Annotated in this window: 6 protein-coding genes; all 6 read left to right on the top strand. The window is 67.5% G+C overall.

The annotated features are described in order from the left end of the window. Window positions 1–63 precede the first annotated feature (63 nt). Window positions 64–1,035, top strand: coding sequence for an LLM class F420-dependent oxidoreductase (locus GOARA_RS08380; RefSeq protein ID WP_007321911.1), 972 nt, complete (start codon window positions 64–66; stop codon window positions 1,033–1,035). A 191-nt stretch (window positions 1,036–1,226) separates the two neighbouring features. Beyond that, a complete protein-coding gene (gene fadD32, locus GOARA_RS08375; protein WP_007321910.1) occupies window positions 1,227–3,134 on the top strand; it encodes a long-chain-fatty-acid--AMP ligase FadD32 in 1,908 nt (635 codons plus the stop codon). Window positions 3,135–3,144: 10 nt separating this feature from the next. Then, window positions 3,145–8,658 carry a polyketide synthase Pks13 gene (pks13, locus tag GOARA_RS08370; RefSeq protein ID WP_007321909.1) on the top strand — a complete coding sequence of 1,838 codons (5,514 nt, stop codon included), beginning with the start codon at window positions 3,145–3,147 and terminating at the stop codon, window positions 8,656–8,658. Window positions 8,659–8,688: 30 nt separating this feature from the next. After that, on the top strand, window positions 8,689–10,239 hold the full coding sequence (locus tag GOARA_RS08365; RefSeq protein ID WP_007321908.1) for an acyl-CoA carboxylase subunit beta: 1,551 nt from the start codon (window positions 8,689–8,691) through the stop codon (window positions 10,237–10,239). A 119-nt stretch (window positions 10,240–10,358) separates the two neighbouring features. Further along, window positions 10,359–11,312: a hypothetical protein gene (locus GOARA_RS20200; RefSeq protein WP_007321907.1), complete on the top strand. Its 954-nt coding sequence runs from the start codon at window positions 10,359–10,361 to the stop codon at window positions 11,310–11,312. Window positions 11,313–11,635: 323 nt separating this feature from the next. After that, on the top strand, window positions 11,636–12,973 hold the full coding sequence (locus tag GOARA_RS08355) for an MFS transporter (RefSeq protein ID WP_050947211.1): 1,338 nt from the start codon (window positions 11,636–11,638) through the stop codon (window positions 12,971–12,973). The last annotated feature ends 27 nt before the right edge of the window (window positions 12,974–13,000 follow it).

Genomic DNA, 13,000 nt, shown 5'->3' with positions numbered 1-13,000 from the left:
TTAGGCGAGGACCGCGTACCGTATCGTCGGTTGAGTTTCTGATGGCCGATACAGGAGTGGTGGATGACCCGGAAGTTCCGATTCGGAGCCGGTGGTGAGGGCAATAAGGAAGAGGGCGGCGCGCGCAAGTTCGTCCAACTCGCCCAAACCGCCGAGGAGTACGGCTTCGACACCTTCGCCGTCCCCGACCACCTGGGCAATCAGGTCGGTCCGATGGCCGCGCTGGGCGCGCTGACTCAGGCGACGAGCACCATTCGCTTGGGCACGTCGGTGCTGGCGAACGGTTTCCGCCACCCCGCGATCCTGGCCAAGGAGGCCACGACCATCGACGTCCTCTCCAAGGGGCGCCTTGAACTGGGCATCGGCGCGGGCTGGATGAAGGACGAATTCGACAAGGCGGGCATCGAATTCGAATCCCCGGGCAAACGCATCCGCCGGCTCGACGAGGCGCTGACCATCCTCGACGGTCTGATGCGCGGCGAGACCGTCAACTTCGACGGCGAGTTCTATCAGATCAACGGGCTCGAAGGCAGCCCCCGCCCGCGCCAGGGCCCGCGTCCGCCGATCGCCGTCGGCGGTGGCGGCCCCAAAATGCTGGCGCTCGCGGCCAAGCACGCCGACATCATCTCCGTCGCGCCGGGCACCACGCCCGAGGGCAAGATGAAGCTGTCGGACATGACCATCGACAAGACGGCAGAGCGGGTCGACCGGATCCGCGACGTCGCCGGCGACCGGTTCGACGACATCGAGTTGAACTGGACGATCGCCGTGATCGTCATCACCGATGACCGTGTCGCGACCGCCGAGATGGCGCTCAAGGCGCTCGACCAGGGCTACCCCCCGAACATCGAGCGGGACACGGAGTTCACCGTCGACGACGTGCTGAGCTCGCCGTACATCGCGATCGGCTCCTTCGAGGAGATCGCCGACCAGATCCGCAACGTGCGCGAGCGGACCGCCATGTCCTACGTGGGCGTTTTCCCCACGCAGATGGATGCGTTCGCGCCGATCATTCCCATTCTCAAGGGAGAGTAAGATAGCCGAGGATCCGCGCCCGACAGGCGCGTCGCGGTATGACCGCGGCGGGCTCGCCGATGCGCGCGACGGACTAGGGACAACCTGACCTGACCACACGACCCACCGCCGGTCTGCAGCCCCCACTGCGTGCCGCGGAGGCCCTAGAACAGCCGTGGAACCGCTTCGCGGGACACGGCACAGGAGTACGAATGCTGAACACCGAGTTTGAACAGTTCCTCGACAAGGATGGAAACCTCCATTTCACCGAGGAGGCCACCCTCGTCGACTATGTCGAGCGAAACGTTCGCGACCAGGCCGACACCCTGGCATACCGGTTCATCGACTACTCCCGCGAGCGCGACGGCGAAGCGCAGGATCTGACCTGGGCGCAGTTCGGCAAGCGGCTGCGTGCCGTCGCGGCCCGGCTGCAGCAGGTCACCAAGCACGGTGACCGCGTCGCGATTCTGGCGCCGCAGTCGCTGGAGTACGTGATCGGCTTCTTCGCCGCCCTGTACGCCAGCAACATCGCCGTTCCGCTGTTCTCCCCGGACGAGCCCGGTCACACCGACCGCCTGCACGCCGTCCTCGACGACTGCGAACCCACCGCGATCCTGACGTCGACCAAGTCGGCCGAGGCCGTTCGCGACTTCTTCTCCGACCGTCCGGCCAAGGAGCGTCCGCGCGTCATCGCCGTCGACGCCGTGCCCGACTCGGTCGGCTCCTCGTGGGTCGCGCCGGTCGCCGGCAAGGACCACAACAAGGACACCGTCGCCTACCTGCAGTACACCTCGGGCTCGACCCGCGTCCCCGCCGGTGTGGAGATCACCTACCTGGCCGTCGCGGCCAACGTTCTGCAGATCTACGACACCATCGAGATCGACCTGAACTCGCGCGGTGTGACCTGGCTGCCGATGTTCCACGACATGGGTCTGCTGACGGTCATCCTGCCGGCGCTCGGCGGTCGCTACATCACGATCATGAGCCCGCAGGCCTTCGTGCGCCGCCCGGGTCGCTGGATCAAGGAACTCGCCGCGCACAGCGACGGCGCCGGTACCTTCGCCGCCGCACCGAACTTCGCCTTCGAGCACGCCGCCGCCCGCGGCCTGCCCAAGGACGGCGAGGAACTGGACCTGTCGAACGTCATCGGCCTGATCAACGGCTCCGAGCCGGTGACCGTGAGCTCGATGAAGAAGTTCAACGACGCGTTCGGCCCCTACGGTCTGCCGAAGACGGCGATCAAGCCGTGTTACGGCATGGCGGAGGCGACGCTGTTCGTCTCGGCGACCGCGCGCGAGAACGAGGCGAAGATCATCTACGTTGACCGCGAGGACCTCAACGCGGGCAAGCTGACCCTCGTCGACGAGGATGCCCCGAACGCCGTTCCGCAGGTCTCCTGCGGCCAGGTCGCGATGAGCCAGTGGGCCGTTATCGTCGATCCGGAGACCGGCACCGAGCGCCCCGACGGTCACGTCGGCGAGATCTGGCTGCACGGCCTCAACATCGGCAAGGGCTACTGGAACAAGGAAGAAGAGACCGAGAAGACCTTCTTCAACAAGCTCGCCAAGCCGCTGGAGTCGGGCAGTCACGCCGAGGGCACCGACGCCGACGCCAAGTGGATGGCGACCGGCGACTACGGCGTCTGGCTCGACAACGAGCTCTACATCACCGGTCGCGTCAAGGACCTCGTCATCGTCGACGGTCGCAACCACTACCCGCAGGACCTGGAGTTCAGCGCGCAGGAGGCCAGCTCGTCGCTGCGCCCCGGCTTCGTCGCCGCCTTCTCGGTGCCCGCGAACGAACTGCCCGCCGTCGTCTTCGAGAATTCGAGCAGCGGTCTGACCTACGACGCCGACGACTCGTCGGAGCAGCTGGTGATCGTCGCCGAGCGCGGCCCGGGCAAGCGGGTCGACCCGCAGGAGATCGCCGACACCGTGCGCACCGCCATCGCCCAGCGCCACGGCGTGATGGTGCGCGACGTGCTGCTGGTGCCCGCCGGCTCCATCCCGCGCACCTCCAGCGGCAAGATCGCGCGACGCGCGGCCAAGGCGGCCTACGTCGATGGCACGCTGCGGGGCGGCTACCAGCAGACTGCCTTCCCGGACGCGCCCGACCAGTAGGCTGGACCCGATGTCTGAACTGAATAGCACGCCGCCCGACGAGGATGCACCCGTCGGTGCCGACGACCAGTCGACGCCCGAGACCAGCGGAACCGCCGGTGAGACCATCGGCGACCTGACCGTCGCCGAGTTGCGCGACTGGCTGCGCGAGTGGGTGTCGGAGGCGACCGGCATGCCGGTCGACCAGATCTCCGAGGACCGTCCGATGGAGGAGTTCGGGCTGTCGTCGCGCGACGCGGTCGCGCTGGGCGGAGACATCGAGGACAAGACCGGCGTGGTGCTGACCGCGACGGTGGTCTATCAGCACCCGACGATCGCGTCGCTGGCCAAGCGCATCATCGAAGGCGATCCCGACGAGGGACTCCACGACGTCGACGCCTTCTGGGAGCGCGAGCGCAACGCCGACGACGACATCGCCATCGTCGGCTTCTCGACTCGGTTCCCCAAGGCCGGGGAGACCCCCGAGTCGACGTGGGAGGCCCTGATTACCGGGCGCGACGGAATCTCCGAGCTGCCCGAGGACCGGTGGAGCGAGTTCCGGTCCGATCCCCGCATGGTCGAGGTGCTGGAGAAGCGCAACCTGCGCGGCGGCTACCTCGACAACGTCAAGGCGTTCGACGGCGACTTCTTCCAGATGAGCCCGCGCGAGGTCGAGATGGTCGACCCGCAGCAGCGGCTCGTGCTGGAGCTGACGTGGGAGGCGCTCGAGCACGCGCATATCCCGCCCAGCGACCTCAAGGGCGGACAGGTCGGCGTCTTCGTCGGCACCTCGACCAACGACTACCAGTTGCTGGCGGCACTGGGCCTCGGCGAGGGCTCCGACGAGACGGCGGCCTACGCGCTGACCGGTACCGCGACCTCGATCATCGCCAACCGCACGTCCTACTTCTTCGACTTCCACGGCCCGTCGGTGGCGGTGGACACCGCCTGCTCGTCGTCGCTGGTCTCGGTGCACCAGGCGGTACAGAGCCTGCGCGCGGGCGAATCCGACGTCGCGGTGGCCGGTGGCGTCAACATGCTGCTCACCCCGGCGGCGACGGTCGGCTTCGACACGATCGGCGCGGTCGCCAAGGACGGGCACATCAAGGCCTTCTCCTCCGACGCCGACGGCATGGTGCGCTCCGAGGGCGGCGGCATGTTCGTTCTCAAGCGCATCGCCGACGCCCGGCGCGACGGCGACCAGATCCTCGCGGTCATCGCGGGATCCGCGGTGAACTCCGACGGCCGGTCCAACGGCATCTTCGCGCCAAATCCCGAGGCTCAGGTCGAGGTGCTGCGGTCGGCCTACACCGATGCCGCGGTCGACCCGCGCGACGTTGACTACGTGGAGGCGCACGGTACCGGCACCATCCTCGGCGATCCGATCGAGGCCGACGCCCTCGGTCGGGTGGTCGGCAAGGGGCGCGAGCCCGGCAAGCCCGCGCTGCTGGGCTCGGCCAAGACGAACTTCGGGCACATGGAATCCGCGGCGGGCGCGGGCGCGCTCGCCAAGGTCGTGCTCTCGCTGACCAAGGACAAGCTGCCGGCTTCGCTGAACTATGCCGGCCCCAACCCGTACATCCAGTTCGAGGCGACCAATCTCAAGGTCAACGACGAGATCTCCGAATGGCCGCGCTACAGCGGGCACGCCGTCGCTGGCGTATCCGGCTTCGGTTTCGGCGGCACCAACGCGCACCTGGTCGTGCGCGAGGTCCTCGATTCGGATCTGCATCCGGCGCCGTCCAGCGACGCGGCCGCGCAGGACGAGTCCGCGGACGGCACCGCCCTGGCCGAGACTTCGGCCGCGGAGTCAGACGAGGACGACGACGAGTACCTGACCGACGCCGAGCGGGCGATCCTCGCGGCGCAGGCGAAGAAGGACGAGGAGACCGTCGACGAGGTCGAGGTCGATCCCGCCGAGGGCTTCGCCCCCTGCGCCCAAGAGGGCTCGGTTATCCCGCTGGTCATCTCCGGTTTCGTCTCGTCTCGCCGCCGCAAGGCCGCCAAGCGGCTCGTCGAATGGCTGGAGTCCGACGAAGGCCGCAACACCCCGCTCGTCGACATCGGCCGGGCCCTCGCGCACCGCAACCACGGTCGTACCCGCAGCGTCGTCATGGCGCGCAGCCACGAAGACGCGATCAAGGGCATGACGGCGGTCGCCGAGGGCAAGAGCAATCCGATCGTCTACACCGCGGAGGCGCCCGACCCGGCGTCGGCGGTCTGGCTGCTGTCCGGCTTCGGCTCACAGCACCGCAAGATGGCCAAGCAGCTCTACCTGGAGAACCCGGTCTTCAAGAAGTACGTCGACCGCGTCGACGAGTACGTGCAGCGGGAGCTGGGCTATTCGATCGCCGAGATGTTCCTCGACGACGCCCAGACCTACGGCATCGAGACCAGCCAGGTCGGCATTTACACGATCCAGGTCGCGCTGGCCGACACTATGCGCCACTTCGGCGCCGTGCCCGGTGTGCTGGTGCCCCACTCGATGGGCGAGGCTTCGGCCGCCTACATCAGCGGCGGCCTGTCGCTGGAGGACGCGACCCGCGTCATCTGTCAGCGCTCGCGGCTGATGGGCGAGGGCGAATCGATGCTGGCCGGCGATGACATCCGCCTCATGGCGCTCGTCGAATACAGCGCCGAGGACATCGAGGGCGTGCTCGTCGACTACCCGGATCTGGAGATCTGCGTGTACGCCGCGCCGACGCACACCGTGATCGGCGGACCGGAGCCACAAGTCGACGCGATCGTCGAACGAGCCGAGGCCGAGGGCAAGCTGGGGCGGAAGCTGCAGACGAAGGGCGCGAGCCACACGTCGCAGATGGACCCGCTGCTCGGCGAACTCGCCTACGAGCTCACCGGAATCGATCCGCAGCGGCCGAGCGTCGGTTTCTACAGCTCGGTCGACCGGGAGACTTTCTACCGGCCGGGCCACGAGCCGGTGCACACCATCGACTACTTCCTCAAGGGCCTGCGCCACAGCGTGTGGTTCAGCCAGGCGATCGCGAAATCGGTGGAGAACGGGCACCGCACCTTTGTCGAGCTGTCGCCGAACCCGGCCGTGCTGATCTCCGTCGCGGCGGTCACGTTCAGTGCCGGGCTGCACGACGCCGAGCTGGTCGAGACGCTCAAGCGCAAGGAGGACGAGAGCCACGGCCTCGTCAACGCCCTGATGAAGCTGTACGTCCACGGTCATCCGTGCAACGTCGCGGCGCTCTTCGGTGCGGGCGACTTCGCCGACATCCCGCGCACGCATTTCGACCGCCGCGACTACTGGCTGACCGCAGAACTCGCCAGCGGCTCGGGCGCGGGCAAGATCCCGGGCAGCCACGTCGCGCTGCCCGACGGCCGGCACGCCTGGGAGGTCAACGCCTCCGCCGTCGACGATCCTCGTGCGCTCGTCGCCGCGGCCGCGTCGCAGGTGTTCGCCGACGCGACCGTCGGGGCGAGCGAGACCCACGGCGACATCCCGTCGTCGGGCACCCTCACCACGACGCTGAGCCCGCATCCGGGTGGCGGTTCGGTCACCGTGCACGCCCCGGAGGGCAAGCACTTCCGGTTGTTGTTCGAGGCTGTCGTGACGGGTACGTCGACTGCCTTCGCCGACGGGAGCGGCGCTTCTGACGGTGGTCGTCTGTCTGGGTCGTCGAGTGCGTCCACCAATGGGAGTAATCCTTCTGACGGTGGTCGAGTGCGAGACGAGCCGCTAGGCGAGGCCGCGTATCCTGACGGTGGTCGAGTGCGAGACGAGCCGCTAGGCGAGTCCGCGTATCGAGACCATGGTGAGACGAAGTCGGAACGCGACCAGCAGCACACCGGTGCCGCAGCCTTCGCCGACGACAAGGTGATCGTCGAGGACGAAGTCGTCGACAACATCGGTGACAAGTGGGATCCCGCGTCCGGCGAAAAGGTCGGCGACCGTCTCGCGATCATCGTCGGCGAGTCGATGGGCTACGACCCCGAGGACCTGCCGCGCGAGGTCGCGCTGATCGAGCTGGGCCTGGACTCGCTCATGGCCGTCCGCATCAAGAACCGCGTGGAGTACGAGTTCGACATCCCGCAGCTGCAGCTGCAGGCGATGCGGCAGGCGAGCCTGGCCGACGTGGAGAAGTTCGTGGCCTTCGCCGTGACCCATCGCGACCAGCTCGACACCCTGGCCGAGAACGCCGCGGGCGGCGGCGAACTCGACACCGCGGCGCTGAACGCCTATATCGACGAGCAGCTCGCCAAGGAAAAGACTCAGAAGGAGGCGAAGCCGACTTCTGAGGGTCGAGGTTTCGATACAGCGGCTCCTTCGTCGCCGCCACTCAACCCACCGGTGCCCGAGGAGCGAAGCGAGGCGGGTGTATCGAGATCAAGCGAGCCGACGTCGAAGGCCGCCCCGAAGGAGAGCCCGGCTGCCAAGGCCGTCGACCTCACCGATCAGGCGGCGGTCGCGGCCGCGGCCGGTTCCGACGTCCCGCCGCGCGACGCGGCGGAGCGGTTGACGTTCGGCGTGTACGCGGTCGTGACCGGCAAGTCGGCCGGCGGCATCTTCAACAAGCTGCCGGTGCTGAGCGAGGACGTCGCCCAGCAGCTGACCGACAAGCTCAACGAGCGCACCGGCGGCGACGTCGATGTCGAGGACATTCTCGATTCCGAAACCATCGAGGAGATGTCGGAGTACGTACGCCAGTACCTCGACGCGGGCGCTGCGACCGACGGGTTCCTGCGCTACCTGCGGCTGGTGCCGGACGGGAAGAAGACCTACGACACGTCGGCGGGCGACCCGGTCCCGGTCCTGCTGTTCCATCCTGCGGGCGGCAACACCAGCGCCTACGAGGCACTGCTCAAACGACTGCCCGACGATCAGCCGGTCATCGGCTTCGACCGTGGCGTGGAAGGCCCGATCGAAGACCGGGTGCGCGAGTACCTGCCGCGGCTGCGCGAAGTCCAGCCGCACGGCCCGTACGTCCTCGTCGGCTGGTCCTTCGGCGGCGCACTCGCCTACGGCGTGGCGCAGTTGCTGCGCGAGGCGGGCGAGGAGGTGGCCGTTCTCGGGTTGATCGACGTCGTCCGCCCCAAGGAGGATCTCGTCGAGACCCCCGACACCAAACGGGAGCGGCTGGAGCGGTGGAAGGACTTCGCCATCCGCAACTACGACCTCGACGAGGACATCCCGATCCCGATGGACCGGCTGGTCGAGGCCGACGACGAGGGGCAGTTCCAGATCATCATGGAGATGATGGCGATGAGCAGCACCAAGATCCCCGGCGGCATCATCGAGCACCAGCGGACGTCGTTCATCGAGAACCGCATCCTCGACCAGATCGAGCCGCAGGCCTACGACGGCAAGGTCGTCCTCTACCGGGCCGACCGCATGCACGACGGGGCGATCGAGCTGGAGCCCAAGTGGGCCGAGATCGACGAGGACGGCCGCTGGGGCGAAGTCGTCGACGACCTGGAGATTCTGCACGTCGGCGGTGACCACCTGTCGATCGTCGACGAGCCGTACATCTCGAAGATCGGTACCGACCTGACCGAACGCATGAAGAATCTGCGCTCGTAGGGCGCCGATGCGCATGAAGGGACTGGGCGAATGAGCCAGACGACCGCGAGTAAGCTCGCCGACCTCCGCGAGAAGCTGGAGGCTGCCAAGGAACCCGGTGGTGAGAAGGCGATCGCCAAACGCGCGGCCAAGGGCATCTGCTCCCCGCGCGAGCGGTTGAACATGCTCTTCGACCCGGGCACCTTCGTCGAGATCGGCGCACTGGTCAAGGCACCGGGAGCCGGTGAGAGCGGCTACGGCGACGGTGTCGTCACCGGCCACGGTCTGGTCAACGGCCGGCCGGTCGCCGCCTTCTCGCACGACCAGTCCGTCATGGGCGGTTCGGTCGGCGAGATGTTCGGCCGCAAGGTCTCCGCGCTCATGGAGTTCGCGGGCAAGACCGGCTGCCCGATGGTCGGCATCAACGACTCGGCCGGCGCGCGCATCCAGGACGCGGTCACGTCGCTCGCGTGGTACGCGGAGATGGGCCGCCGCAACGAACTGCTGTCCGGTCTCACCCCGCAGGTGTCGATCATCCTCGGCAAGTGCGCGGGCGGCGCGGTGTACACCCCGGCGAACACCGACATCCTGGTCGGCGTCGAGGACAAGAGCTACATGTTCGTCACCGGTCCCGACATCCTCAAGGCGGTCAACGGCGAGGACACGTCGGCCGAGGATCTGGGCAGCGCGCACAATCAGGCCCGGTGGGGCAACATCCACCACGTCGCGAAGGATGAGAAGGCTGCCTTCGACTGGGTACGCGAATACCTGGAGTACATGCCGTCGACCTGTCACGAGGAGCCGCCGGTGATCAACCCGGGCCTGGAGCCCGAGGTCACCGAGTCCGATCTCGCCCTCAACGAGTTCATGCCGGACAGCGACAACGCCGGCTATGACATGAAAGATCTAATCATCCGCCTGTTCGACGACGGCGCTTTCCACGAGATCGGCGAACTGTTCGCACCGAACCTGCTCACCGGGTTCGCCCGCGTCGACGGGCACAGCGTGGGGATCGTCGCCAATCAGCCGAGTGTCATGGCGGGCACGCTCGACACCGACGCCTCCGAGAAAGCGACCCGCTTCGTTCGCATCTGCAACGCCTTCAACATCCCGCTGGTGTTCCTGGTGGACACCCCAGGCATCCTGCCCGGCGTCGTCGAGGAGTCCAAGGGCACCATCCGGCGCTCGGGCAAGTTCCTCTACGCCTATGTCGAGGCGGACGTCCCGAAGATCACCGTCGTGCTGCGCAAGGCCTACGGCGGCGCCTATGCCGTGATGGGCTGCAAGCAGCTCGGTGCCGACCTCAACTTCGCGTGGCCGACGGCCAAGATCGCGGTGATGGGAGCGGAGTCGGCCGCTGTTCTGCTGACCCGCAGGCAGACCGAGGGGTTGTCGGCGGCCGACGCGGACAAGGTGCGCCGCGACTTCATCGACTTCTACAACGTCATGATGGCCAACCCGTATCTCGCCGCGGAGAAGGGGTACATCGACGCCGTGATCGAACCGTCGGAGACGCGGTTGCAACTCCGCAAGGCGCTGGCGCAGTTGCGCGACAAGCGCATCATCCGCAATCCGCGCAAGCATTACCTGATGCCGATCTAGCCTCCTTTTCCGGTCGGATGGAGATTCGGCTGCCTACGCGACGGGAAGCTGATACCGTCCGGATTGACGTGCCAATCGACTAATTGCGCGTCTCATCCGATGCGGATCAGGAGTAGATCATGAAACGATTTCTCGGAGTATTCTCGGCACTGGCGGCGCTGGTTCTGATAGTTGGAGGATGCAGTTCGGACGGTGACGACACCGCGGAGTCCTCGAAGGCCCCGCCGGGTTCGGCGGCCGTCACCGGTGACCCGAGTAAACCGGATCCGAGAACCGCCGGCTGGGACATCGACGGGTACCCGATCAACGGCGGTCCGAAGGGGGCCGACGGTTCGACCGGCAACAACCTGGACCGCCACTACTGCGCGCACAACCAGGATCCTCGCTGCCCGGTGGGTAGCTATGTCGGCCAGTTCACGCCCTACCACGACAAACACGGCTACTGGAACACCCAGGGCAAGCCCGTCAACGGCGGCCCGGTCGGGGCCGACGGTTCGACCGGCAACAATCTGACCCAGGAATACTGCGCGCGCAACCAGAACCCGGCCTGCCCCAAGGGCAGCTACGTCGGACCGAACGCGCAGCGCGACCCCAAGGGCGGACCGCACTACGTGAAGTGCGAGGGCACGATCTGCACCAACCCGAACCACGGTGCCGGAACGAACCCACGCGAGAACGGCGGCGACCGCAGTGCGACCGGAGTGTGGGACGCGAACGGGAGGCCGATCGCCGGCGGGCCCACCGGGGCGGACGGCTCGACGAACAACAACCTGACGCGGCAGTACTGCGCGTCGAACCAGGATCCCGCCTGCCCGGCCGGTAGCTACATTCATCCGCAGCAGCGGCAGGCCCCGCCGGCTCCCGCGCCCGAGCCGCAGGCCCCGCCGGAGCCGGGCCAGACCGAGTTCCGCGGTCCCGACAGCCCGCCGGAGCCCGGGCAACCCGACATGCAAGGTCCGCAGGGTGACCAGAACGATGGCAACCAGGGCGATGGCAATCAGGGCGGCGACGACCAGGGTCCGCCGGAGCCAGGTCAGGACAGCGAGCAGGGCGACGGAGACGGCGACAACTAGCCGCTGTCTCGCCTGGTCTCGATACGCCGGCTCGCCTGGCGGCTCGCCGGCACTCGACCACCCATGGGGTCGACACGCCCAGCGTCGGGGCACTTGACTACCCATGGGGCCGCGCTCTGGACGGGTCGGGTGTTTGTGAGTCGGTGTTCTTCTATTCGGTGGTCGAGTGCCCGGGGAGCGAAGCGACGCGGGCGTATCGAGACCATCGTTGGCCGGGATGCCAAGGGTGTGTCCTCGACCACCCACGGGGACGCGCTCGACAGCGATCTCCGACCACGAAAAATCCGTGGCTTTGATCCGGGCGGATCGGGCATGCTCGATTCGTGACCACCACAGCCCGCACGCCACACGAACACGTCCAGTTGCCCCGTGCGCTGGCGCCGTTCGCGCGCCGGCAGTACCGGTGGCTCGTCGGCGGTCTCATCCTGTCGATCTTCGCCGACGGCGTGTGGGCGATCACCCTCGTCTGGCAGGTCATCGGACTGGGCGGTCGGCCGACACAGGTCTCGGTGGCGACGGCGGCAGCGGCCATCGGCATGGTCGTCTCCACCCTGGCAGGTGGAGTGCTCGCCGATCGGGTATCCCAGCGACGCATCGTGATCGCACTCGAAGTGGCGAAGACCGCCGTGTTCGCCGCCGTCGGAATCGCCTCGCTCACCGGCACGCTGCAGATGTGGCATGTCGTCATCGCCGCTTTGCTCGCCGGTGTCACGACGGGCATGTACTACCCGGCGTACTCGGCGATGCTGCCGGCGATCCTGGCGCCGACGCAACTGCAGGCCGCCAACGGCGTCGAAGGATTCCTGCGGCCGGTCGCGTACCAGGCGGTCGGACCGATGATCGCCGGATGGGTGATCGCCGCGACGGCGCCGGGCTACGCCGTCCTCCTGGCCGCCGTCGCCTCCATCCTCTCGGGTCTGTGCTACTTGGCCATGGCACCTGTCCCGCTGCGGCGGGATCCGAACACGTTGTCGGGCAACCCGATCCAGGGTGTGTTCAAGGACCTCGCCGAGGGCTTCGCCTATCTGTGGCGGACTCCATGGCTATGGGCGACGCTGTTCTTCTCGTCGGTTCTGGTGCTGGCGACGCTGGGTCCCATCGAGGTGCTGATTCCGTTCCTGCTGCGCGAACGGGTCGGCGGCGACGCGTCGGATCACGCGTTGGTACTCGCCGCATTCGGCGTCGGGGCTGCGCTCACATCGCTGTTCTTCGCGTCGATCCCCATGCCGCGCCGCTACCTCACCGTCATGTTCGCGATCTGGGGACTGGCGAGTCTGCCGCTGGTCCTGGTCGGTGTCGCGAGCGCCACCTGGATGGTGGTGTTGGCCGGGTTCCTCACCGGGATCCTGTTCGACGGCCCGATGGTGCTGTGGGGCACGTTGCTGCAGCGACGCGTACCGCCCGCTCTGCTCGGGCGGGTCGCCAGTCTGGACTTCTTCGTATCTATCGCACTGATGCCGGTGTCCATGGCGATCGCCGCACCGGTCAGCGAAGTTCTTGGACTCACCGCGACCTTCGTCTTGGCCGGACTCATCCCGGTACCCATCGCCGCGGTGTTCTACGTCGCCGCCAGACTCTGGCGCGACGAGATAGCGCATCCGCTCGTCGACGAGCCCGATGAGGCCGGCGAGGCAGAACTGCCGAGCGGGCGGACCACATAGCGACCCGTCCGCTCGGCAGAATCGGTT

Origin of the sequence: Gordonia araii NBRC 100433 (assembly GCF_000241265.1) — a bacterium.
In the GTDB taxonomy this organism is placed as follows: domain Bacteria; phylum Actinomycetota; class Actinomycetes; order Mycobacteriales; family Mycobacteriaceae; genus Gordonia; species Gordonia araii.
The sequence above is the reverse complement of the archived record's forward strand: the minus strand, read 5'-3'. Positions and strand labels throughout refer to the sequence as shown.